The 19999-nt window shown below is 49.8% G+C and carries 37 protein-coding genes; 36 read left to right on the plus strand and 1 reads right to left on the minus strand.

Going from position 1 to position 19999, the window contains the following annotated elements:
• The 36 genes from B0H94_RS15340 to B0H94_RS12605 all read left to right on the plus strand — a co-directional run.
• On the plus strand, nucleotides 1-244 hold a 244-nt coding region (locus B0H94_RS15340; protein ID WP_219899791.1), incomplete at its 5' end, for a hypothetical protein.
• Between the two features lie 238 nt (nucleotides 245-482).
• Nucleotides 483-791, plus strand: coding sequence for a 30S ribosomal protein S10 (gene rpsJ / locus B0H94_RS12430; protein WP_106589601.1), 309 nt, complete (start codon nucleotides 483-485; stop codon nucleotides 789-791).
• A 55-nt stretch (nucleotides 792-846) separates the two neighbouring features.
• Entirely contained in the window at nucleotides 847-1479 is a 633-nt protein-coding gene (gene rplC / locus B0H94_RS12435) for a 50S ribosomal protein L3 (protein WP_106589602.1), read from the plus strand.
• 28 nt (nucleotides 1480-1507) lie between these two features.
• Nucleotides 1508-2131, plus strand: a complete 624-nt coding sequence (gene rplD, locus B0H94_RS12440) for a 50S ribosomal protein L4 (protein WP_106589603.1) — start codon at nucleotides 1508-1510, stop codon at nucleotides 2129-2131.
• Complete coding sequence (gene rplW, locus B0H94_RS12445; RefSeq protein ID WP_106589604.1) at nucleotides 2131-2415, plus strand: 50S ribosomal protein L23; 285 nt, start codon at nucleotides 2131-2133, stop codon at nucleotides 2413-2415. The genes rplD and rplW overlap by 1 nt, the downstream gene beginning before the upstream one ends.
• A gap of 26 nt (nucleotides 2416-2441) precedes the next feature.
• The gene (gene rplB, locus B0H94_RS12450; protein ID WP_106589605.1) at nucleotides 2442-3281 is read left to right on the plus strand and encodes a 50S ribosomal protein L2; all 840 of its coding nucleotides are present in this window, start codon (nucleotides 2442-2444) and stop codon (nucleotides 3279-3281) included.
• A gap of 60 nt (nucleotides 3282-3341) precedes the next feature.
• Nucleotides 3342-3623, plus strand: a complete 282-nt coding sequence (gene rpsS / locus B0H94_RS12455; protein ID WP_106589606.1) for a 30S ribosomal protein S19 — start codon at nucleotides 3342-3344, stop codon at nucleotides 3621-3623.
• Nucleotides 3624-3644: 21 nt separating this feature from the next.
• A complete protein-coding gene (gene rplV, locus B0H94_RS12460; RefSeq protein ID WP_106589607.1) occupies nucleotides 3645-3986 on the plus strand; it encodes a 50S ribosomal protein L22 in 342 nt (113 codons plus the stop codon).
• A 3-nt stretch (nucleotides 3987-3989) separates the two neighbouring features.
• Nucleotides 3990-4649 carry a 30S ribosomal protein S3 gene (gene rpsC, locus B0H94_RS12465; RefSeq protein WP_106589608.1) on the plus strand — a complete coding sequence of 220 codons (660 nt, stop codon included), beginning with the start codon at nucleotides 3990-3992 and terminating at the stop codon, nucleotides 4647-4649.
• 2 nt (nucleotides 4650-4651) lie between these two features.
• Nucleotides 4652-5086: a 50S ribosomal protein L16 gene (gene rplP / locus B0H94_RS12470; protein WP_106589609.1), complete on the plus strand. Its 435-nt coding sequence runs from the start codon at nucleotides 4652-4654 to the stop codon at nucleotides 5084-5086.
• Nucleotides 5076-5279 carry a 50S ribosomal protein L29 gene (rpmC, locus tag B0H94_RS12475; protein ID WP_106589610.1) on the plus strand — a complete coding sequence of 68 codons (204 nt, stop codon included), beginning with the start codon at nucleotides 5076-5078 and terminating at the stop codon, nucleotides 5277-5279. The genes rplP and rpmC overlap by 11 nt, the downstream gene beginning before the upstream one ends.
• A 29-nt stretch (nucleotides 5280-5308) precedes the next feature.
• Nucleotides 5309-5572, plus strand: a complete 264-nt coding sequence (gene rpsQ, locus B0H94_RS12480) for a 30S ribosomal protein S17 (protein WP_106589611.1) — start codon at nucleotides 5309-5311, stop codon at nucleotides 5570-5572.
• Nucleotides 5573-5605: 33 nt separating this feature from the next.
• Entirely contained in the window at nucleotides 5606-5974 is a 369-nt protein-coding gene (gene rplN / locus B0H94_RS12485) for a 50S ribosomal protein L14 (RefSeq protein ID WP_106589612.1), read from the plus strand.
• Between the two features lie 74 nt (nucleotides 5975-6048).
• Nucleotides 6049-6357 carry a 50S ribosomal protein L24 gene (rplX, locus tag B0H94_RS12490; protein WP_106589684.1) on the plus strand — a complete coding sequence of 103 codons (309 nt, stop codon included), beginning with the start codon at nucleotides 6049-6051 and terminating at the stop codon, nucleotides 6355-6357.
• A 30-nt stretch (nucleotides 6358-6387) separates the two neighbouring features.
• Nucleotides 6388-6927, plus strand: coding sequence for a 50S ribosomal protein L5 (rplE, locus tag B0H94_RS12495; RefSeq protein WP_106589613.1), 540 nt, complete (start codon nucleotides 6388-6390; stop codon nucleotides 6925-6927).
• 30 nt (nucleotides 6928-6957) lie between these two features.
• Nucleotides 6958-7143, plus strand: coding sequence for a type Z 30S ribosomal protein S14 (locus B0H94_RS12500; protein ID WP_106589614.1), 186 nt, complete (start codon nucleotides 6958-6960; stop codon nucleotides 7141-7143).
• Nucleotides 7144-7173: 30 nt separating this feature from the next.
• Entirely contained in the window at nucleotides 7174-7572 is a 399-nt protein-coding gene (rpsH, locus tag B0H94_RS12505; RefSeq protein ID WP_106589615.1) for a 30S ribosomal protein S8, read from the plus strand.
• A 31-nt stretch (nucleotides 7573-7603) separates the two neighbouring features.
• Nucleotides 7604-8140: a 50S ribosomal protein L6 gene (rplF, locus tag B0H94_RS12510; protein ID WP_106589616.1), complete on the plus strand. Its 537-nt coding sequence runs from the start codon at nucleotides 7604-7606 to the stop codon at nucleotides 8138-8140.
• A 37-nt stretch (nucleotides 8141-8177) separates the two neighbouring features.
• Entirely contained in the window at nucleotides 8178-8540 is a 363-nt protein-coding gene (gene rplR / locus B0H94_RS12515) for a 50S ribosomal protein L18 (protein ID WP_106589617.1), read from the plus strand.
• A 20-nt stretch (nucleotides 8541-8560) separates the two neighbouring features.
• On the plus strand, nucleotides 8561-9058 hold the full coding sequence (rpsE, locus tag B0H94_RS12520) for a 30S ribosomal protein S5 (protein ID WP_106589618.1): 498 nt from the start codon (nucleotides 8561-8563) through the stop codon (nucleotides 9056-9058).
• Nucleotides 9059-9071: 13 nt separating this feature from the next.
• Complete coding sequence (gene rpmD / locus B0H94_RS12525) at nucleotides 9072-9260, plus strand: 50S ribosomal protein L30 (RefSeq protein ID WP_106589619.1); 189 nt, start codon at nucleotides 9072-9074, stop codon at nucleotides 9258-9260.
• Nucleotides 9261-9290: 30 nt separating this feature from the next.
• Nucleotides 9291-9731: a 50S ribosomal protein L15 gene (gene rplO / locus B0H94_RS12530; RefSeq protein ID WP_106589620.1), complete on the plus strand. Its 441-nt coding sequence runs from the start codon at nucleotides 9291-9293 to the stop codon at nucleotides 9729-9731.
• The gene (gene secY / locus B0H94_RS12535; RefSeq protein ID WP_106589621.1) at nucleotides 9731-11023 is read left to right on the plus strand and encodes a preprotein translocase subunit SecY; all 1293 of its coding nucleotides are present in this window, start codon (nucleotides 9731-9733) and stop codon (nucleotides 11021-11023) included. The genes rplO and secY overlap by 1 nt, the downstream gene beginning before the upstream one ends.
• A 79-nt stretch (nucleotides 11024-11102) precedes the next feature.
• The gene (locus tag B0H94_RS12540) at nucleotides 11103-11753 is read left to right on the plus strand and encodes an adenylate kinase (RefSeq protein WP_106589622.1); all 651 of its coding nucleotides are present in this window, start codon (nucleotides 11103-11105) and stop codon (nucleotides 11751-11753) included.
• Nucleotides 11753-12499 carry a type I methionyl aminopeptidase gene (gene map, locus B0H94_RS12545; RefSeq protein WP_106589623.1) on the plus strand — a complete coding sequence of 249 codons (747 nt, stop codon included), beginning with the start codon at nucleotides 11753-11755 and terminating at the stop codon, nucleotides 12497-12499. The genes B0H94_RS12540 and map overlap by 1 nt, the downstream gene beginning before the upstream one ends.
• Before the next feature lie 13 nt (nucleotides 12500-12512).
• On the plus strand, nucleotides 12513-12827 hold the full coding sequence (locus tag B0H94_RS12550) for a KOW domain-containing RNA-binding protein (protein ID WP_245894024.1): 315 nt from the start codon (nucleotides 12513-12515) through the stop codon (nucleotides 12825-12827).
• A gap of 4 nt (nucleotides 12828-12831) precedes the next feature.
• Entirely contained in the window at nucleotides 12832-13050 is a 219-nt protein-coding gene (gene infA / locus B0H94_RS12555) for a translation initiation factor IF-1 (RefSeq protein WP_106589624.1), read from the plus strand.
• A gap of 75 nt (nucleotides 13051-13125) precedes the next feature.
• Complete coding sequence (gene rpmJ / locus B0H94_RS12560) at nucleotides 13126-13239, plus strand: 50S ribosomal protein L36 (RefSeq protein WP_106589625.1); 114 nt, start codon at nucleotides 13126-13128, stop codon at nucleotides 13237-13239.
• Nucleotides 13240-13260: 21 nt separating this feature from the next.
• Nucleotides 13261-13629 carry a 30S ribosomal protein S13 gene (gene rpsM, locus B0H94_RS12565; RefSeq protein WP_106589626.1) on the plus strand — a complete coding sequence of 123 codons (369 nt, stop codon included), beginning with the start codon at nucleotides 13261-13263 and terminating at the stop codon, nucleotides 13627-13629.
• 25 nt (nucleotides 13630-13654) lie between these two features.
• Complete coding sequence (gene rpsK, locus B0H94_RS12570) at nucleotides 13655-14047, plus strand: 30S ribosomal protein S11 (protein WP_106589627.1); 393 nt, start codon at nucleotides 13655-13657, stop codon at nucleotides 14045-14047.
• A gap of 181 nt (nucleotides 14048-14228) precedes the next feature.
• Entirely contained in the window at nucleotides 14229-15173 is a 945-nt protein-coding gene (locus tag B0H94_RS12575) for a DNA-directed RNA polymerase subunit alpha (protein ID WP_106589628.1), read from the plus strand.
• A 44-nt stretch (nucleotides 15174-15217) separates the two neighbouring features.
• Nucleotides 15218-15583, plus strand: a complete 366-nt coding sequence (rplQ, locus tag B0H94_RS12580; protein WP_106589629.1) for a 50S ribosomal protein L17 — start codon at nucleotides 15218-15220, stop codon at nucleotides 15581-15583.
• Between the two features lie 131 nt (nucleotides 15584-15714).
• Complete coding sequence (truA, locus tag B0H94_RS12585) at nucleotides 15715-16467, plus strand: tRNA pseudouridine(38-40) synthase TruA (protein ID WP_106589630.1); 753 nt, start codon at nucleotides 15715-15717, stop codon at nucleotides 16465-16467.
• A 308-nt stretch (nucleotides 16468-16775) separates the two neighbouring features.
• Nucleotides 16776-17213: a 50S ribosomal protein L13 gene (rplM, locus tag B0H94_RS12595; RefSeq protein WP_106589632.1), complete on the plus strand. Its 438-nt coding sequence runs from the start codon at nucleotides 16776-16778 to the stop codon at nucleotides 17211-17213.
• A gap of 18 nt (nucleotides 17214-17231) precedes the next feature.
• The gene (rpsI, locus tag B0H94_RS12600; RefSeq protein WP_106589633.1) at nucleotides 17232-17627 is read left to right on the plus strand and encodes a 30S ribosomal protein S9; all 396 of its coding nucleotides are present in this window, start codon (nucleotides 17232-17234) and stop codon (nucleotides 17625-17627) included.
• A gap of 325 nt (nucleotides 17628-17952) precedes the next feature.
• The gene (locus B0H94_RS12605; protein ID WP_146139950.1) at nucleotides 17953-18465 is read left to right on the plus strand and encodes a PBECR4 domain-containing protein; all 513 of its coding nucleotides are present in this window, start codon (nucleotides 17953-17955) and stop codon (nucleotides 18463-18465) included.
• 196 nt (nucleotides 18466-18661) lie between these two features.
• On the opposite strand, the gene chrA is transcribed toward B0H94_RS12605, so the two are convergent.
• Complete coding sequence (gene chrA, locus B0H94_RS12610; RefSeq protein ID WP_106589635.1) at nucleotides 18662-19828, minus strand: chromate efflux transporter; 1167 nt, start codon at nucleotides 19826-19828, stop codon at nucleotides 18662-18664.
• Nucleotides 19829-19999: the final 171 nt, after the last annotated feature.

The raw sequence follows: 19999 nt of genomic DNA on the forward strand, positions 1-19999 counted from the left end.
CTTAGCTTTGGCCATAAGGTTCACGCCCTTTATCATTGTTGTCTTTCATGTAACCATGTGCCAATGTGCCGTGTCCACTATTTATACTAACTTCAGTGAATCATGGAAAATGGAGCTACCACGCCCGGAACTGGAGCGCGGATCACCGAAATTGGAGCAACCGCCCTCCCAAAACGAAGCCAATCTGCCTGCTTTCACACCCGGATTATCCGCAGGATCGCCCCCTTATAACCAGGGGGATTGAAAAAATCCTAAATCCCCGCGATTTTCTTCAATTTTGTCCTTGCGTTCCTGAGGTCAAATCTTTATAATAGGTAAAGTGTGATCGTGAGCTAAGGGCACAACCGGCTTGCGGCAACATCGATCGCTATTTGCGATGATGTGGAAGGTTGCTGACACACCCGGCCCCTTTGCCATGGGACGGTGCATCAGATAATTTCCACGGAGTAAGTCTGAAAATCAGGCGAAAAGGAGGGCTTATAATGGCAAACGAAAAGATCCGTATCCGATTGAAAGCGTACGATCACCGCATCCTTGATCAGTCCGCAGAAAAAATTGTGGACACTGCAAAGCGTTCAGGCGCTGGGGTTGCTGGTCCGATCCCGCTTCCGACAGAGCGTTCCGTATACACGGTACTGCGCGCGACGCACAAGTTTAAGGATTCTCGCGAGCAGTTCGAGATGCGCACGCATAAGCGTTTGATCGATATTGTCAGCCCGACACCACAGACGGTAGATGCGCTCATGCGCCTTGACCTGCCATCCGGTGTCGACATTGAGATTAAACTGTAACTTTTGTACATTAGGCAAATATAAATAGATCATTTATTAACAGGAGGTGTGACTGATGACCAAAGGAATCTTGGGAAAAAAACTCGGCATGACACAGATCTTTCGTGACAACGGTGAAGTTGTCCCTGTTACTGTCATTCAGGCTGAGCCTAACGTGGTTCTTCAAAAGAAAGAAGAAGCAACGGATGGTTATACTGCTGTTCAGCTTGGCGTGGAAGATAAGAAACAATCCCGGATCAACAAGCCTGAACAAGGCCATGCAGATAAAGCTGGCGCAACACCCAAGCGCTACGTGAAAGAGGTCCGCGGTGAAGCTGTTGCGGATTATGAAGTTGGTCAGGAAGTCAAAGTAAACACATTTGCAGAAGGCGAGTACGTGGACATCACAGGAACTTCAAAAGGGAAAGGTTTCCAAGGTGCGATTAAGCGCCACAACCAATCCCGCGGTCCGATGAGCCACGGTTCCCGTTTCCACCGTAAGCCTGGTTCCATGGGCGTTATGGGTCATTACAACGTAAAACCGGGTAAACTGCTTCCAGGTCGCATGGGCGGCGAGCAGGTAACTGTACAAAACCTTGAAATCGTAAAAGTTGACACTGAACGTGATCTTCTTCTCGTGAAAGGCAATGTACCTGGCCCAAGAAAGACTTACGTAACTGTAAAAGACACGGTTAAAGCAAATAACTAAGATCGTTTGATAGAAAGGAGGCTCCTCAATGCCAAACGTTACGCTGTTCAACCAGTCCGGGTCCCAAGCAGGCGACCTTGAACTACCAGCAACTGTATTTGGAATTACACCGAATGAAAGCGTGCTTTATGATGCTGTAATCGCACAGCAGGCGAATCGTCGCCAAGGCACGCAGAAAGCAAAAACTCGTTCTGAGCGCAGAGGTGGCGGTGCAAAGCCTTGGCGCCAAAAAGGCACAGGTCGCGCACGTCACGGTTCAATCCGCTCCCCAATCTGGGTAGGTGGCGGTGTTGCATTCGCACCACAACCACGCAGCTACAAGGTGAAAATGCCGAAGAAAGCGCGTCGTCTTGCGCTACGTTCTGCATATGCATCGAAACTTCGCGACAATGAATTGATCGTTGTAGACGACTTCAATCTTGATGCGCCGAAGACAAAAGAAATGAAAGACATTCTTACAAATCTGTCCGCTAACGGCAAGACTCTTGTTGTTACTGCAGATCAGGATGAAACAGTATCCCTTTCCGCGCGCAACCTTCCGGGAGTCACTGCAGTTCATGCACAAGAAGCAAGCGTGCTTGAGATTGTGAAGCACGACTACCTCGTCATGACAAAAGGTGCCGTGGAGAAGGTAGAGGAGGTGCTTGGATAATGGATGCACGCGACGTTGTAAAGCGCCCGGTCATTACTGAGCGCTCCGCTGAGCAAATGGAAGAGAAAAAGTACACCTTTGAGGTGGACGTTAAAGCTAATAAAACGCAAATTCGTAAAGCCATCGAAGAAATCTTTGAGGTTGAAGTAGACAAAGTAAACACGATGAACTACAAGCGTAAGTTCCGTCGTTTCGGTCGCCACGAAGGCTATAAGCCTGCACGTAAAAAAGCGATTGTCACTTTGACACCAGAGAGCGAAGAAATCGAATTCTTCGAAGCCTAATAAAGAAGTGAAGGAGGGAAATACCGATGGCAGTTAAAAAGTTTAAGCCAACCAGTGCCGGCCGCCGTTTTATGTCTGGGAAAGACTACTCCGAGATTACAACGGACCAGCCTGAGCGTTCCCTCATGGAACCGCTGCACCGTAAAGGCGGCCGCAACAACCAAGGACGCATCTCCGTACGCCACCAAGGCGGCGGTCATAAGCGTCAGTACCGTGTAATTGACTTTAAGCGTAACAAAGATGGTGTACCTGGCCGAGTTGCTACGATCGAATACGATCCGAACCGTTCAGCTAACATTGCACTGATCCATTTCGCTGATGGTGAAAAGCGCTACATCCTAGCGCCGAAGAACTTGAAAGTCGATGATGAAATCATGAATGGTGAAGAAGCGGACATCAAAACAGGTAATGCACTTGAATTGAAGGACATCCCAGTTGGTACCGTTATTCACAACATTGAATTGAAGCCGGGCCGCGGCGGTCAGCTCGTGCGCGCAGCTGGTGCTGAAGCACAAGTTCTCGGTAAAGAAGGAAAATATGCACTTGTTCGTTTGAAATCCGGCGAAACACGCTTGATTCTGCAGACTTGTCGTGCTACCGTAGGACAGGTCGGCAACTTGGAGCACGAACTCGTAAACATTGGTAAAGCAGGCCGTGGCCGCTGGTTGAACAAGCGCCCTGTCGTACGTGGTTCCGCGATGAACCCTAGCGATCACCCACACGGTGGTGGTGAAGGCCGTGCGCCAATCGGACGTAAATCACCAGTTTCTCCTTGGGGTCAGCCATCAGTCGGCTTGAAAACCCGTAAGAAGAACAAAGACACAGACAAGTACATTGTCCGTCGTCGTAAGAAGAAGAAAAAGTAAACATGCTGATGATCTGCGGTTCCCCGGAACCGTGGGTCTATGGCGAAAGGAGGTTTCACTATGGCTCGCAGCCTGAAAAAAGGACCTTTTGTAGACGATCACTTAAAGAAGAAAGTCGATACGCTTAACGAATCCAACGATAAGCAGGTGATCAAAACTTGGTCCCGCCGTTCGACAATCTTCCCTGACTTCGTAGGCCACACAATTGCTGTTTACGATGGTCGTAAGCACGTGCCGGTTTATGTTCAGGAAGACATGGTCGGTCATAAGCTCGGAGAGTTTGCTCCGACACGTACGTTTAAAGGACACGAAAAAGACGATAAGAAAACGAAACGTCGTTAATTAGAGGGGAGGTCCATTCCGATGCAAGCGAAAGCAGTCGCGAAACAAGTTCGAATTGCCCCTCGTAAAGCACGCCTGGTCATCGACCAAGTCCGGGGCAAAGACGTCGGAGAAGCAGTCTCCATTCTTGAGCACACGCCAAAAGCGGCTTCTCCAATCATTGAAAAAGTACTCAATTCCGCAATCGCTAATGCGGAACACAATTATGACATGGAGCCGGACAATCTTTATGTCAGCGAAGCTTATGTCGACGAAGCAGTAACGCTTCGCCGTTTCCGTCCGCGCGCAATGGGTCGTGCAACACGCATTAACAAGCGCGCAAGCCACATTACCATTGTTGTTTCAGAAAAGAAGGAGGGGTAACGAGTGGGTCAAAAAGTCAATCCAATTGGACTTCGTATCGGTAACATCCGTGACTGGGAGTCTAAATGGTACGCAGAAAAAGAATATGCTGATCTGCTGCACGAAGACGTTAAGATCCGCGAATTTATCGAAAACCGCCTGACAGACGCTTCCGTTTCCATGGTGGAAATTGAGCGCGCTGCGAACCGTGTGAATGTAACCATTCATACAGCGAAGCCAGGCATGGTTATCGGTAAAGGTGGTTCCGAAGTTGAAGCGCTTCGTAAAGCACTGAACGAACTAACTGGTAAACGTGTTCACATCAATATTGCTGAAATCAAGCAGCCGGACATGGACGCTCGTCTTGTTGCGGAAAATATTGCACGTCAGCTTGAAAACCGTGTATCTTTCCGTCGCGCAATGAAACAGTCCATGCAGCGCACAATGCGTTCGGGCGCACAAGGAATCCGTACAGAAGTTAACGGCCGTCTCGGCGGTGCGGACATCGCTCGTTCCGAAAGCTACAGCGAAGGTACAGTACCATTGCACACACTTCGCGCTGATATTGATTATGGCACTGCTGAAGCTCAAACCACTTATGGTAAGCTCGGCGTTAAAATTTGGATCTACCGTGGAGAGGTCCTTCCCACGAAAGGAACGAATACAGAGGAAGGAGGCAACTAATCATGCTAATGCCTAAACGCGTAAAATTCCGTCGCCAACACCGCGGCCGCATGAGAGGTCGTGCTAAAGGCGGAAATGAAGTTACATTCGGCGAGTACGGTATTCAGGCAACAGAAGCATCCTGGATTACAAACCGCCAAATCGAAGCTGCACGTATCGCTATGACGCGTTACATGAAGCGTACCGGTAAAGTATGGATTAAAATCTTTCCAGACAAGCCTTACACTGCAAAGCCGCTAGAAGTCCGCATGGGTTCCGGTAAAGGTTCTCCTGAAGGCTGGGTAGCAGTAGTTAAGCCAGGAAAGATTATGTTTGAAATTGCGGGAGTGGATGAAGAAGTCGCCCGTGAAGCACTTAGACTTGCGTCACACAAGCTTCCGGTGAAAACGAAGTTTGTTAAACGCGAAGAAGTGGGTGGTGAGGCAAATGAAAGCTAACGAAATTCGTGAGTTGACCACGGCGGAAATCGAACAGCAGATTCAAGATTTGAAAGAGGAGTTGTTCAACCTTCGCTTCCAACTAGCGACTGGTCAACTGGATAACCCTGCCCGCATTCGTCACGTACGTAAAGATATCGCCCGTGTTAAAACGGTTCATCGCGAACGTGAACTTGGAATTAATCAAGGATAATTTCCTGTTGAGAGGAGGTTCCCCAACCTATGGCTGAGCGTAACCATCGCAAAGTTTATAATGGCCGCGTCGTTTCCGACAAAATGGATAAAACGATCACGGTCGTTGTTGAAACGTATAAAATGGACCCACTATACGGCAAGCGCGTTAAGTACTCTAAGAAGTTCAAAACGCATGACGAGAACAACGAAGCGAAAAAAGGTGATGTTGTTAAAATCATGGAAACACGCCCGCTTTCCAAAGATAAGTACTTCCGCCTTGTTGAAATTGTCGAAGAAGCCGTTATTATCTAATCCAGTTTCTCTTCTGAAGGGAGGTAACGAAGCATGATCCAACAAGAAAGCCGCTTGAAAATCGCTGATAACTCCGGCGCTCGCGTCGTACAGTGCATTAAAGTACTCGGCGGATCCGGCCGTAAAACAGCGAACATCGGTGATACCATTGTTTGTTCTGTAAAGGATGCAACACCAGGTGGCGTTGTCAAGAAGGGTGAAGTTGTACGCGCAGTAATCGTTCGTTCCCGCAGCGGTGCCCGCCGCCCGGACGGTTCGTACATCAGCTTTGACGAGAACGCTGCAGTTGTTATCCGTGACGACAAAGGACCTCGTGGTACACGTATCTTCGGTCCGGTTGCCCGCGAACTTCGCGAGCGCCAGTACATGAAGATCGTTTCCCTTGCACCTGAAGTATTGTAATTATACGCATCTATAAATAGATTTGAATTTGTTTCACCAAGGAGGTGCGACGAACTATGGCTAAACAAACAAAGCTGCACGTAAAAAGCGGCGATAAAGTAAAAGTGATTGCTGGTAAAGACAAAGGCCAAGAGGGCGTGATTCTCGAAGCTTATCCAAGCCAGGAGCGCGTGCTCGTTGAAGGAGTCAACCAAGTGAAAAAACACGCAGCTCCGTCTCAGGAAAACCCGCAGGGCGGTATTTTGACTCAAGAGGCGCCAATCCACGTATCGAACGTAATGCCGATCGACCCGAAAAGCGGTGAACCTACCCGTGTAGGCCGCGAAGTCGTAGACGGTAAAAAAGTACGCATTGCAAAAAAATCCGGCGAAGCGCTCGACTAATTCGCTTCGGGACGAAAGGAGGTTACCTGCATGAACGCGCTGAAAGAACGCTACAAAACGGACATTGTGCCTGAGATGCACGAAAAGTACAACTATGACTCGGTTATGGCGGTACCAAAGATTGAAAAAATCGTTATAAACATGGGTGTCGGTGATGCTGTTCAAAACCCGAAAGCTCTTGATAAGGCAGTAGAAGAGATGAGCGAGATCACGGGTCAAAAGCCACTTATCACAAAGGCGAAAAAATCCATCGCTGGATTTAAGCTGCGTGAAGGCAACCCGATCGGTGCGAAAGTTACACTTCGCGGCGAGCGTATGTATGACTTTCTCGAAAAGCTCATTCACGTTGCGCTCCCACGTGTACGTGACTTCCGCGGTATTTCCACGAAAGCATTCGACGGTCGCGGTAACTACACACTAGGTGTACGCGAGCAGCTCATCTTCCCAGAGATTGAGTATGATAAAGTCGACAAAATTCGTGGCATGGACATTGTCATCGTAACGACAGCTGAAACGGACGAAGAAGCACGCGAATTGCTCGACAAAGTCGGCATGCCGTTCGCTAAGTAACTAAACGGATAAAGATAAGGAGGGAACACATTGGCTAGAAAAGCAATGGTCGTAAAACAGCAGCGTCCTCAAAAGTACAAAGTACGTGAATACACACGCTGTGAGCGCTGCGGACGTCCCCATTCCGTACTACGCAAATTCAAGCTTTGCCGGATTTGCTTCCGCGAGCTTGCATACAAAGGTCAAATTCCTGGCGTGAAAAAAGCCAGCTGGTAAAGCCCCGCATAGGGAAGGAGGTAAATCAAAATGGTCATGACAGATCCTGTGGCAGACATGCTCACACGTATTCGTAACGCAAACACTGTACGTCACGACAAGCTGGAGCTTCCGGCTTCCAACTTGAAAAAAGAAGTTGCTGAAATCTTGAAGCAAGAAGGTTTCATCCGTGACGTAGAGTACGTTGAAGATAGCAAACAAGGCGTGCTCCGCCTGTTCTTGAAATATAGCCCGCAGAACGAACGCGTTATCTCCGGTCTGAAGCGTATCAGTAAGCCAGGTCTGCGCGTTTACGCGAAGTCCGATGAGCTTCCACGTGTTTTGAACGGTCTTGGCATCGCTGTGATTTCGACATCCCACGGTGTAATGACGGATAAAGAAGCCCGCAAAAACCAGGTGGGCGGCGAAGTTCTCGCTTACGTTTGGTAAAACTGTTTGAAAGAATGGAGGTGCAAACGATATGTCACGTGTAGGTGTATTACCTATTGAAGTGCCTGAATCGGTTACGATCGAACGCGACGGCAACCACATCACCGTTAAAGGTCCAAAAGGTGAATTGAGCCGTCAGTTCCACGAAGATATCACGATCAACATTGAAGGCAATGTGATCACTTTTGAACGTCCAACTGAGCATAAAGATCACCGCGCGCTGCACGGTACAACGCGCAGTATCTTGAACAACATGGTTCAGGGCGTAACAAATGGTTTCGAAAAGAATCTTGAACTTGTCGGTGTCGGCTATCGTGCCCAAAAATCCGGCAGCAAAATCGTTCTTAACCTCGGCTACTCCCACCCAGTGGAAATCGAAGAACAAGATGGCATTGAGCTTGAAGTTCCTTCGAACACGAAAGTAGTCGTTCGCGGAATTGATAAAGAACTCGTCGGTGCGGTTGCATCTAAAATCCGCTCCAAGCGCACACCAGAACCTTACAAAGGCAAAGGTGTTCGTTACGAAGGCGAATACGTACGTACAAAAGAAGGTAAGACAGGTAAGTAACTCCTAACGTAAAAGCAGAAAGGAGGCCCGCTCAATCATGAGTAATACGAAGGCAAAAACAGCGGCTCGTAAAAAGCGTCACATGAGTGTTCGTAAAAAAATTCGTGGGACAGCAGAACGTCCGCGTTTGAACGTATTCCGTTCGGCTAAGCATATTTACGCTCAACTGATTGACGATAACGCCGGTGAAACGCTCGCAGCAGCTTCCACAATGGAACCTGCACTTAACATCGAAAACGGCGGCAACAAAGAAGCTGCTCGTCAAATCGGTGCAACAATCGCCCAGCGTGCGACAGAAAAAGGTCATGAAACAGTTGTATTTGACCGCGGCGGCTTTGTATATCACGGCCGTGTGCAGGAACTTGCAGACGCAGCTCGTGAAAACGGTCTGAAATTTTAAGGAGCGAAGGAGGGAAATTCATGAGCATCGATGCTAGTAAACTGGATCTTGAAGAAAAGGTTGTAGCCATTAACCGCGTTGCAAAGGTTGTTAAAGGTGGACGTCGTTTCCGCTTTGCGGCAATTGTCGTTGTCGGCGACCGCAACGGTCACGTTGGTTTTGGCATCGGAAAAGCCCTGGAAGTACCGGAGGCGATCCGCAAAGCTGTTGATACAGCGAAGAAAAACTTGATCGAAGTACCAAAAGTCGGCACGACGATCCCACACGAAATCGTCGGTCGTTTCGGCGCGGGTAAAGTTCTTTTGAAGCCTGCATCCGAAGGTACTGGTGTTATTGCCGGCGGACCGGTCCGCGCGGTACTTGAGCTCGGTGGCGTTTACGACATCTTGAGCAAATCGCACGGCTCCAACAACCCAATTAACATGGTGCGTGCAACACTCGAAGGCCTCGAGAGCCTGAAAACTGCGGAAGAAGTTGCCCGCCTTCGCGGCAAGTCCGTGGAAGAACTGAAAGGTTAAGGAGGGAAAAACTATGGCAAACAAGCTTGAAATTACCCTCACACGCAGCTTGATCGGCCGTCCGGAAGACCAGCGTACGACTGTACGGACCCTCGGGCTGAATAAGGTAAACAAATCAATTGTTCAAGAAGACAGCCCAGCCATTCGCGGTATGGTAAATAAAGTGTCTCATCTCGTATCTGTAAAAGAACTTGATGCGTAATAGCGACTTACAGGAACAGGAGGTGTCAATATGAAACTTCACGAACTCAAAGCGCCAAAAGGTTCCCGCAAAGGTCATCAGCGCGTCGGCCGTGGTAACGGTTCAGGCCGTGGTAACACGTCTGGTCGCGGTGAACATGGACAAAACTCCCGTTCCGGCGGTGGCGTACGTCCAGGCTTTGAAGGCGGTCAGAACCCGATCTATAAGCGTACACCAAAGCGTGGTTTTACCAACCCTACACGTAAAGAGTACGCAACAGTAAACCTTGATGCGCTTAACCGTTTTGAAGACGGCGCGGAAGTTACACCAGAAGCTCTGCTTGAAGCTGGTGTCATCCGTAAAGTTAACGATGGCGTTAAGATCTTGGGTAATGGTACACTTGAGCGCAAGTTGACGGTGAAAGCCAATAAGTTCTCTGCTTCTGCAGCTCAAGCGATTGAAGCAGCAGGCGGCCAAACTGAGGTGATCTAATGTTCCGGACGATAGCCAACATCTTTCGAGTGAGGGATTTAAGACGTAAAGTCATTTTCACCCTCCTCATGCTTGTTGTGTTCCGGATCGGAAGCTTCATCCCGGTGCCAGGCACCAATAGCGAAGTGCTGCAGTTCCAGGACCAGGCGAACGCCTTTGGCTTTCTGGACACATTCGGCGGAGGAGCCCTCGGTAACTTCTCAATATTCGCTATGGGCGTCATGCCTTATATCACCGCATCCATCGTTGTTCAGTTACTTCGGATGGATGTTGTTCCAAAGTTCACGGAATGGGCGAAACAAGGAGAAGCTGGTCGCCGGAAACTGGCGCAGTTCACCCGTTATTTTACGGTGGTTCTCGCCTTTCTCCAGGGCCTTGGGATGTCGATCGGCTTTAACAACATGTTTGAAGGCTTGATCACAAACCCGAGCGTTCCCGTTTACATCTTTATTGCTCTGGTGATGACAGCAGGTACAACATTTTTGATGTGGCTAGGTGAACAGATTACCGCCAACGGTGTAGGTAACGGTATCTCTATTGTCATTTTTGCCGGAATTGCAGCCGGCATCCCAAATGGCCTCAACCAGATTTATGCAACTCAGATTGAAGGTGCCGATGACCAGCTGTTCATTGGAATTGTAACGATTCTTTTCCTGGCACTGGCCGTACTTGCCATCGTTGTCGGGGTTATCTTTGTGCAGCAGGCGATTCGTAAAGTACCAATTCAGTACGCGAAGCGTGTTGCCGGTCGTAATCCTGTCGGCGGTCAATCCACACACCTGCCGCTGAAAGTTAACGCAGCAGGCGTTATTCCAATTATCTTTGCATTGTCTTTATTTATCTTTCCGCCAACCATCGCCAGTTTCATCGGGGAAGATAACCCGGTTGCATTCTGGGTCATGGAGAACTTTGATTACACAGAGCCTATCGGTATGGCCGTGTATGCCGGTTTAATTATTGCATTTACGTACTTCTATACGTTTGTGCAGGTAAACCCAGAGCAAATGGCGGAAAACTTAAAGAGACAAGGTGGTTATGTACCTGGGATCCGCCCGGGGCAGAACACTGAAATGTACATTCGTCGTATCCTTTACCGTCTGACTTTGGTAGGGGCACTGTTCCTTGCTACCGTATCAACGATTCCGGTGTTCTTCACCGATCAGCTCGGTCTGCCTGAAACGATACAGATCGGCGGTACTGGCCTTCTCATCGTTGTCGGGGTCGCGCTGGATACGATGAAGCAGATTGAAAGCCAGCTGATTAAACGCAGTTACAAAGGCTTTATTAAGTAGCGTTGAGAAGGTGCTGCAGGGAGCCGGACAACGGTTTCCTGCCCCGATACCGAAAAAAGGTCGATAGAGGAGAGATAGAATGAACTTGATTTTGATGGGTCTTCCTGGTGCCGGTAAAGGGACACAGGCTGAAATGATTGTTGAAAAGTACGGTATTCCGCACATCTCGACAGGCGATATGTTCCGCGCAGCCATCAAAAATGAGACCGAGCTTGGTCAACAGGCAAAGTCTTATATGGATGCTGGCGAACTTGTGCCTGACGAAGTTACGGTAGGCATTGTCCGGGAGCGTCTGAGCCAACCGGACTGTAGTGAAGGTTTCCTGCTTGATGGTTTCCCGCGGACCGTTAAACAGGCGGAAGCCCTTGAAGACATTCTGGCGTCGCTTGACACATCACTTGACTTTGTACTCAACATTAATGTTGATAAAGATAAGTTGAAAGAGCGTCTCACCGGTCGCCGTGTCTCACCGACATCAGGAAAAACGTATCATGTCATGTTCAACCCTCCGAAAGTTGAAGGGAAATGCGATGAAGACGGCAGCGAGCTGATTCAGCGCGACGATGATAAGCCGGAAACGGTTGAAAAGCGTCTGCAGGTAAACATTGAACAGCAGCAGCCACTCATCGATTTCTATGAAAATAAAGGGTATTTGCGCACGATTGATGGAGATCAGGATATCCACGACGTGTTCGGCGATATTGATGAACTGCTGAAAGGACTTCGGTAATGATTATCACGAAAACTGACCGTGAACTCGAGATCATGCGTGAAGCTGGCAAAATTGTCGCTGATACGCACCTTGAGCTTGAACAGCATATCCGTCCCGGCATTACAACCGGGGAGCTCGACCGTATCGCTGATGAACGGATCCGGGCTGCTGGAGCAATTCCATCATTTAAAGGCTACGCTGGGTTTACCGGCAGCATTTGCGCTTCGGTGAATGAAGAGCTTGTTCACGGTATTCCGGGGGACCGCGTTCTTCATGAAGGTGACATCATCTCAATTGATATCGGCGCGAAGCTGAAAGGGTATCACGGAGACTCCGCCTGGACGTATGGCGTCGGTGAGATTTCGGCTGAAGACCAGAATCTTATGGACGTTACCCATGATTCGCTGTTTAAAGGTTTGGAAGAAGCAGCTCCTAAAGAGCGCCTCTCAAACATTTCACACGCGATTCAGTCCTACGTCGAACCGCGCGGCTTCTCAATCGTGCGTGAATACGTCGGGCACGGCGTCGGCCAGGACCTTCACGAGGACCCGCAGATCCCGCACTTCGGCCCACCTGGTAAGGGCGCACGCCTGAAACCAGGGATGGTGCTTGCGGTAGAGCCGATGGTCAATGCCGGAGAGCGCTACGTTCACACACTTGATGATGATTGGACGGTTGTTACGACCGACGGCAAAAAATGCGCCCATTTCGAACACACCATTGCGATTACACCAAATGGTTACGAAATCTTAACCCTGCCGTGAAGGCAAGAAGGTGATGGTAGAAGCGATGGATTCCCGCCAAACGCCGGAAACCGGCACGATTGTCCGCATGGAGCAAGGGAGAGATACCGGGCAGTTTGCGATCGTCATTCAAGTCATTGATGAACGCTTTGTGCTTGTGGCCGATGGGGATAAACGAAAGTACGACCGCCCAAAGCGGAAAAACGTTCATCATTTATCCCCCGTGTCTTTCTCGCCTGAAGTGAGAAGGAGTCTTGAGGAATCCGGCCGTGTGACAAACGCAAAGCTTCGGTTCGCAATTGCTGCATTCCTAAATGAACAGGACGAGCTCACGAAGGAAGGAGAGTAAACTCATGGCCAAAGATGATGTTATTGAAGTGGAAGGCACGGTGATTGAGCCGCTTCCAAACGCCATGTTCCGTGTGGAATTGGAAAACGGCCACCGCATTTTAGCGCACGTTTCAGGTAAGATCCGGATGCACTATATCCGTATTCTGCCTGGTGACAAAGTGACGGTGGAGCTTTCGCCGTATGACCTATCCCGCGGCAGAATCACGTATCGTTATAAATAAACGTCTCGGCATGATCGCTGGCTGAATGTCAAAGGGATCTCCATTGGACTCCGTAAAGTTAAGGAGGTAAAACTTATGAAGGTCAGAGCGTCTGTTAAACCGATTTGCGAAAAATGCAAGGTCATTCGCCGCCAAGGAACAGTCATGGTGATCTGTTCAAACCCGAAGCATAAACAAAAACAAGGTTAAAATCGAAGGAGGTGCTCACACATGGCACGTATTGCTGGTGTTGACGTACCGCGCGATAAGCGCATCGTCATCTCGCTCACTTACGTTTTCGGTATTGGTAAATCCCGCGCGCAAGAAGTTGTCGATAAAGCTGAGGTGTCTCCGAACACCCGCGTTCGCGACTTGACCGAAGATGAACTCGGCCGCATCCGTAATGTTGTCAGCAACGAATATCTCGTAGAAGGTGACCTTCGCCGGGAACGTTCACTCAACATTAAGCGTCTAATGGAAATTGGTTCTTACCGCGGTATTCGTCATCGTCGTAGTTTGCCAATGCGCGGACAAAAGACGAAGAACAACTCGCGTACACGTAAAGGTCCTCGCCGTACAATGGCGAACAAGAAGAAATAATTAAACAAAAAGGAGGTCAGCTGAAATGGCTAAAGCGAAACAGAACACACGTAAGCGCCGTCAACGGAAGAATATAGAGTCCGGTGTCGCTCACATTCGTTCTACGTTTAACAACACGATCGTGACGATCACCGATACAGAAGGCAATGCCATCTCTTGGGCGAGCTCTGGTGCCCTCGGATTCAAAGGCTCCCGTAAATCGACCCCGTTTGCTTCGCAGATGGCTGCTGAATCTGCAGCGAAAGCAGGAATGGAACACGGTTTGAAAACTGTAGAAGTTGCTGTTAAAGGCCCGGGTGCCGGACGTGAAGCTGCGATTCGTTCTCTGCAAGCGGTAGGTCTGGAAGTAAGCGTCATCCGTGACGTAACGCCAGTGCCACACAACGGCTGCCGTCCGCCAAAACGTCGCAGAGTATAACTCCACTTCAGATTAAAAGCCCCTCAATTTGCCAATAATGGGTGAAGGTTCCTGGTGCGAATTGCACCATTATTGGCGGACTGAGGCTGCACATGTGGTCAGGGACTGCCTAAAGGGGAAATTCTGGAGTCCGTCCGCGGGCTGACCGGAGTTTCGACGTTTTGAAGGAGGGTACGAATAGATGATCGAAATCGAAAAGCCGAGTATTGAAACGATTGAAATCAGTGAGGACAATAAGTTCGGAAAATTTGTCGTTGAACCGTTGGAGCGCGGGTACGGGACGACGCTAGGCAACTCGCTGCGTCGCATCTTGCTATCCTCCCTTCCAGGATCGGCTATAACCTCCGTCCAAATTGATGGTGCACTGCATGAATTCTCCACGCTTGAGGGTGTGACAGAAGATGTAACCACGATCATTTTGAACTTAAAGCAGCTTGCATTGCACATTTACTCTGATGAAGAGAAAACACTAGAAGTGGACGTGCAGGGCGAAGGAGCGGTTACCGCAAATGATATTACGCACGACAGTGACGTTGATATCTTGAATCCTGAGCTGCATATCGCAACGCTGTCGAAGAATGCGCAATTCCGCATGCGTTTGACAGCGAAGCGCGGCCGCGGCTATGTACCGGCCGAGGGGAACAACGAAGATGACCTTCCGATCGGGGTTCTGCCGGTGGATTCCATTTATACACCAGTTTCTCGCGTGAACTATCACGTGGAAAACACGCGTGTCGGTCAGATCACCAACTACGACAAGTTGACGCTGGACGTATGGACTGACGGAAGCATCCGCCCGGAAGAAGCTGTATCGCTTGGCGGTAAAATCATGAATGAGCATCTGAACATCTTTATCGGTTTGACCGATCAAGCTCAGAAAGCTGAAATCATGGTGGAAAAAGAAGAAGATCAGAAAGAGAAAGTGCTTGAGATGACCATCGAAGAGCTCGATCTTTCCGTTCGTTCTTACAACTGCTTGAAGCGTGCCGGCATCAACACGGTGCAGGAGCTTACGCAAAAGTCGGAAGAAGATATGATGAAAGTGCGCAACCTTGGACGCAAATCGCTCGAAGAAGTGCAGGAAAAGCTGCATGAACTCGGCCTTGGACTACGTAAAGACGATTAACGGCTGAAAGCTACGTATTGGAAGGAAAAGGAGGGGAACGAATCATGGCTTATCAAAAGCTTGGACGTGACAGTTCTGCCCGCAAAGCATTGCTGCGTGATCTTGCCACGCATTTGATCGTTAATGAGCGCATCGAGACAACTGAAGCGAAGGCGAAAGAAATCCGCCCAATCGTTGAGAAGTTGGTTACACTCGGTAAGCGCGGCGACCTGCATGCCCGCCGTCAAGCGGCATCTTTTGTCCGCGCGCAAGTTGAAGATGAAGAGGCGGAGCTCGACGCAGTGCAAAAGCTCTTTAGCGAAATCGCACCACGTTTTGAAGAACGCCAGGGCGGTTACACGCGCATCTTGAAAGTCGGCAAGCGCAAAGGCGACGGCGCGGAAACTGCAATCATCGAATTTGTTGAATAACAGCGATACGGCAGGTACGCCTGCCGCGCGCTGACAGCTGAGCTGTGGATTTGCAGGGCAGGACAGAACCGTTATTCGGTTTCTTCGTCTATGCCCTTTTTCTTTGTAGAGAAGCAAGCGGAGGGGAGCGTATGGCACGAATTAAAGCAACCGTCGCCTATGATGGGACACACTTTTCCGGCTGGCAGGTGCAGCCCCTTGAGAAAGCCCCGACAGGTCGTACCATCCAGCAGGTGGTTGAAGAGGCGCTCACCCGGTTTCATAAAGGCCGTGAAGTGAAAGTGTCAGCCGCCGGTCGAACGGATGCAGGAGTGCACGCTTACGGGCAGGTCATACATTTTGATACTGATATCTCTATGCCGGCTGAAAAATGGCCTGAAGCCTTGTTAGGTCATCTGCCGCCGGATGTACAGTTTGTACAAGCTGAGTACGCAGCAGATGATTTCAATGCAAGAGAGCAAGCCACCGGCAAAGAGTACCGCTACCGCGTTCTGCGCCGCCGGCAGCGTGACGTCTTCCGCCGCAATTACACCTATCATTTATACGGCCCGCTTGATATTGTTGCAATGCGCGAAGCCGCAGCGACACTTACAGGGACGCACGATTACACGTCCTTTTGCGGCACAAATACTGCCATTATTAATAAAGTCCGCACGATTCAAGAGATAGAGCTCGCTGAATCCGAAGACGAGCTCGAGTTTATCTACCGCGGCACCGGCTTTTTATATCACATGGTACGGATCATGACCGGCACGATTCTTGATATTGGCAGCGGTAAAATCCAAGCCGGCACTGCCGGCGACATTTTAGCTGCCAAAGACCGGCGCCGCGCCGGCAAAACCGTCCCCGGCCACGGCTTATACTTGCACCGCGTTGACTACTAGTTTACGCGCGGCGTCGGTGGATTGATGCGCGGCAGCGTTGGATTTACGCGCGGCGGCAGTAAGTTCACGCGTGCTGTCGCAAGTGCTTCAGCTTACTTGATCCGTGGCGGAAAAAATTTTGCTGCAAGACAATGCAACCGGGCGTTTTTTATAATTGACATTTGCTTTAAGTTATTATACGATGTTAGGTGGCATTTCAAAACACATGTACCACTAGCCCCGGTAAGCCAGTGGCATGATGGAAATGATGACGTTGAATGAAGTAACTGAATGTGAGATTCACCGATGATTTAGGAGGGAAACAAACGATGCGTACAACATATATGGCTAAGCCTGAAGATGTGGAAAGCAATTGGTACGTTGTCGATGCTGAAGGACAAACGCTCGGTCGTCTGTCTACTGAAGTAGCATCGCTTCTACGCGGTAAGCACAAGCCGCAGTTTACGCCGCACGTTGATACTGGCGATCACGTAATCGTCATCAATGCGGACAAAATCGAGATGACAGGTAACAAGTTGACGGACAAGAAATACTACCGTCACGGCCGTCGTCCAGGTAACATGAAAGTTAGAACTGCAGCACAGATGCGTGAAGAAAAGCCAGAGCGTCTTTTGGAAAACAGCATCAAAGGCATGCTTCCAAAGAACCGCCTCGGCCGTCAAATCGCAGGTAAGTTGCACGTTTATGCTGGTCCTGAGCACAAGCACCAGGCACAGCAGCCAGAAAAATACGAACTTCGTGGATAATTAAAGGAGGGACTTCCATTGGCAGCACAGGTTCAATACTACGGCACAGGTCGCCGTAAAAATTCTGTTGCCCGCGTATTCGTCGAACCAGGCGATGGCAACATCACTGTAAACGACCGTGACATTAACGAGTACTTTGATTTTGAAACACTTCGCAGCGTGATTAGACAGCCGCTTCAAGAAACAGCGACTGAAGGTCAGTACGACCTTAAAGTCAACGTTGACGGCGGCGGTTTCAGCGGCCAGGCTGGCGCAATCCAGCACGGCGTTGCCCGCGCGCTTCTTCAGATTGACCCTGAGTTCCGTAAAACGTTGAAAGACGGCGGTTACCTCACACGTGACTCCCGTATGAAAGAGCGTAAAAAATACGGTCTCAAATCCGCTCGTCGTTCTCCACAGTTCTCGAAGCGTTAATTTCCGCTTTTCGAGACAGCTCAAACCTTCTCTGCTCCCCAACCCGGCAGAGAGGGTTTTTAATATTTTCAACAAGTCTTGCTCCCGGTATTTGCGATCGCTTTGCACGTATTGACGAACCGAGGTCGTTTATCATATAATAAAGTAACAAAGAGGAAGCTGGTACTCCTCTTTCCCGCCTAGGGGCACACGGGGTTGTGGAAAAGAATACTATGGAGGATCTCACTGGGGATTGCCTAGTCGTACCACTTATATTAACAACAAGTACCTTGGTCTGTTAAAGCCAAGGTCTTTTTTTGTACAAAATGCGGGGCGGGGGATGGCTTTGAGTGCCAACAATCATACCATACAAGACATTGCACAAATGTATCACAACAACTTACTGCACAAGATGTACATTTTTCACTTAAAGGGGAACCGACCTCCTGTCAAAGTGAAATTTGACGAAGGCCACCTCGCCCATTTAATCGGCCTGCATTATTTTGACTTCAAAAGATCCGAGGCGCTTTTTCAAGATCTTCTGGACGGAAAAATTACGTGGCAGACGTTGAAGAAGCGGAATAAAGGTAACTATAAGCAGTTTCAATACCGGATGTATTATATTATTCACTTGCATGATGTGCTGCAGAAGGGCCGGCTTGCTGTTTACGATGGTCACTTAAAGGCTGATCTGATGATTTATCATCGTGCGGAAAAGCAGTATTTGTCGCTTGGATTGTATGAAATTGACTCGAAGCATCACATTTATGTTCCGACAACGTTTATGGAGAATAAGAAAAACCGATTAGCTGAAGCAGAGCATTATGAGGTTAAAAAGCGTGAAGTGAAGAAAGTGTAGCACGGATGCATGTTGCAGAGGTGCGTGGACATATTATCATTATACGGGGAATGAGGGCACTTCTCCGTCCTGCCGCGGGGCACACGCTGTGTGGAAAAAGAATACGCCGGAGCATCCGGCTGGGGATTGCCCAGTCGTGCCCTGTCCCTCAAAGATTGAAGCCGCCTGCTGGATCCTCAGCAAGCGGCTTTTTGTGTCATCCTCCGTAAAATAACATCCCGCCTAACACCCCTAAAATGACGACGAGCCACGCCGGCTGCTTCCAATACATCAATAGCATAAACAACAGCGCAGCAAAAGCAAGGTCGGCGCTCGCCGTAATGGCTGAAGTAAAGACCGGATCATAAAGCGCTGCGGCAAGGATGCCGACCACGCCAGCGTTCACACCAGCTGCTGCCGCACGCATGGCCGGTGCCTGCTGCAGTTTCAGCCAGAGCGGCAGGACACCGAGCAGGAGTAAAAAGGCCGGTGCAAAGATCGCCGCTGTTGCCGTGATCGCCCCGGCAGTGCCATCGATCACCATGCCGAGGTAACTCGCAAAAGTAAAGAGCGGGCCGGGAACAGCCTGCGCCGCCCCGTAACCTGCGAGAAATTCACTCTCACTCAACAGCCCGGTCGGTACAACTTCGCGCTCCAGCAGGGGCAGCACAACATGTCCACCGCCGAAGACGAGAGCGCCTGCACGGTAAAAGCTGTCGGCGAGCTGTACGTGCAGGCTGTCGGTCGCTGCCCGAAGGATCGGCAGCAGGGCAAGCAGCGAGAAGAACAGTGTTAAGCAGACTGCGGAAAACTTTGCAGACAGTTTCAACGGCAGCGATTCCGCCTTAGGTAGGTCCGCGTTCCGGTAAAGCCCCCAGCCGATCAAGCCGGCTGCGAGAATGACCGCGACCTGCATCCAGACGGCAGGTGCCAGTAAGACAGCGACAAAACTAAGCACAGCAATGGAAGCCCGCTTTGCATCCGGCGCCAAGTTCCGCCCCATGCCAAGGAGCGCGTGAGCCACCACCGCAACCGCTACAATTTTCAGCCCATCAACGAGGCCAAGTTCGATCAAGCCTTGCTGCTGAAAGCCGACAGCTACCGCCATCAGTAGAAGCACAGACGGCAAGGTGAAGCCGATGAAGGAAACAAAACCGCCGACCGTGCCGCCCCGCGCCATCCCAATCCCGATGCCTACCTGACTCGACGCCGGCCCCGGGAGAAACTGACACAGCGCCACGAGATCCGCATACTGCTTTTCCGACAGCCACTGCCGGCGGTGGACGTATGCTTCACGAAAGTAGCCGAGATGCGCCACCGGCCCGCCGAAAGAAGTTAACCCAAGCCGCAGGGAAATGATAAAAATCTCGAGCAGTGTTTTCATATGTAGGGAGCTCCTTTTCTTTAATCAAAAATACATAAGAGTTCACTTATGTATTGTAACACGGTGAGCAGCTTTGCAGTGTAAAGCAAGTGGAGCTTTTGGTTAATCGTTTAAGAAATTTTTCATCGACTGGAGGGTAGTAGACGGCGAAGAAAATTCAAATCCCTGTAA

Origin of the sequence: Salsuginibacillus halophilus, from assembly GCF_003014715.1 — a bacterium.
Taxonomy (GTDB): domain Bacteria; phylum Bacillota; class Bacilli; order Bacillales; family Marinococcaceae; genus Salsuginibacillus; species Salsuginibacillus halophilus.

Bases quoted from the DNA above. Each gene is read 5' to 3' on its own strand.
- rpsE (WP_106589618.1), top strand. From the start codon at position 8,561: ATGAGCATCGATGCTAGTAAACTGGATCTTGAAGAAAAGGTTGTAGCC.
- rpmJ (WP_106589625.1), top strand. From the start codon at position 13,126: ATGAAGGTCAGAGCGTCTGTTAAACCGATTTGCGAAAAATGCAAGGTC.
- rplO (WP_106589620.1), top strand. From the start codon at position 9,291: ATGAAACTTCACGAACTCAAAGCGCCAAAAGGTTCCCGCAAAGGTCAT.
- rplC (WP_106589602.1), top strand. From the start codon at position 847: ATGACCAAAGGAATCTTGGGAAAAAAACTCGGCATGACACAGATCTTT.
- rplB (WP_106589605.1), top strand. From the start codon at position 2,442: ATGGCAGTTAAAAAGTTTAAGCCAACCAGTGCCGGCCGCCGTTTTATG.
- rpsM (WP_106589626.1), top strand. From the start codon at position 13,261: ATGGCACGTATTGCTGGTGTTGACGTACCGCGCGATAAGCGCATCGTC.
- rpmD (WP_106589619.1), top strand. From the start codon at position 9,072: ATGGCAAACAAGCTTGAAATTACCCTCACACGCAGCTTGATCGGCCGT.
- rpsQ (WP_106589611.1), top strand. From the start codon at position 5,309: ATGGCTGAGCGTAACCATCGCAAAGTTTATAATGGCCGCGTCGTTTCC.
- B0H94_RS12540 (WP_106589622.1), top strand. From the start codon at position 11,103: ATGAACTTGATTTTGATGGGTCTTCCTGGTGCCGGTAAAGGGACACAG.
- chrA (WP_106589635.1), bottom strand. From the start codon at position 19,828: ATGAAAACACTGCTCGAGATTTTTATCATTTCCCTGCGGCTTGGGTTA.
- rplW (WP_106589604.1), top strand. From the start codon at position 2,131: ATGGATGCACGCGACGTTGTAAAGCGCCCGGTCATTACTGAGCGCTCC.
- rplV (WP_106589607.1), top strand. From the start codon at position 3,645: ATGCAAGCGAAAGCAGTCGCGAAACAAGTTCGAATTGCCCCTCGTAAA.
- map (WP_106589623.1), top strand. From the start codon at position 11,753: ATGATTATCACGAAAACTGACCGTGAACTCGAGATCATGCGTGAAGCT.
- truA (WP_106589630.1), top strand. From the start codon at position 15,715: ATGGCACGAATTAAAGCAACCGTCGCCTATGATGGGACACACTTTTCC.
- rpsS (WP_106589606.1), top strand. From the start codon at position 3,342: ATGGCTCGCAGCCTGAAAAAAGGACCTTTTGTAGACGATCACTTAAAG.
- rplN (WP_106589612.1), top strand. From the start codon at position 5,606: ATGATCCAACAAGAAAGCCGCTTGAAAATCGCTGATAACTCCGGCGCT.
- rplP (WP_106589609.1), top strand. From the start codon at position 4,652: ATGCTAATGCCTAAACGCGTAAAATTCCGTCGCCAACACCGCGGCCGC.
- B0H94_RS12550 (WP_245894024.1), top strand. From the start codon at position 12,513: ATGGTAGAAGCGATGGATTCCCGCCAAACGCCGGAAACCGGCACGATT.
- rplF (WP_106589616.1), top strand. From the start codon at position 7,604: ATGTCACGTGTAGGTGTATTACCTATTGAAGTGCCTGAATCGGTTACG.
- rpsJ (WP_106589601.1), top strand. From the start codon at position 483: ATGGCAAACGAAAAGATCCGTATCCGATTGAAAGCGTACGATCACCGC.
- B0H94_RS12575 (WP_106589628.1), top strand. From the start codon at position 14,229: ATGATCGAAATCGAAAAGCCGAGTATTGAAACGATTGAAATCAGTGAG.
- rplM (WP_106589632.1), top strand. From the start codon at position 16,776: ATGCGTACAACATATATGGCTAAGCCTGAAGATGTGGAAAGCAATTGG.
- rpmC (WP_106589610.1), top strand. From the start codon at position 5,076: ATGAAAGCTAACGAAATTCGTGAGTTGACCACGGCGGAAATCGAACAG.
- infA (WP_106589624.1), top strand. From the start codon at position 12,832: ATGGCCAAAGATGATGTTATTGAAGTGGAAGGCACGGTGATTGAGCCG.
- rpsH (WP_106589615.1), top strand. From the start codon at position 7,174: ATGGTCATGACAGATCCTGTGGCAGACATGCTCACACGTATTCGTAAC.
- rpsK (WP_106589627.1), top strand. From the start codon at position 13,655: ATGGCTAAAGCGAAACAGAACACACGTAAGCGCCGTCAACGGAAGAAT.
- rplE (WP_106589613.1), top strand. From the start codon at position 6,388: ATGAACGCGCTGAAAGAACGCTACAAAACGGACATTGTGCCTGAGATG.
- rplD (WP_106589603.1), top strand. From the start codon at position 1,508: ATGCCAAACGTTACGCTGTTCAACCAGTCCGGGTCCCAAGCAGGCGAC.
- rplR (WP_106589617.1), top strand. From the start codon at position 8,178: ATGAGTAATACGAAGGCAAAAACAGCGGCTCGTAAAAAGCGTCACATG.
- secY (WP_106589621.1), top strand. From the start codon at position 9,731: ATGTTCCGGACGATAGCCAACATCTTTCGAGTGAGGGATTTAAGACGT.
- rplQ (WP_106589629.1), top strand. From the start codon at position 15,218: ATGGCTTATCAAAAGCTTGGACGTGACAGTTCTGCCCGCAAAGCATTG.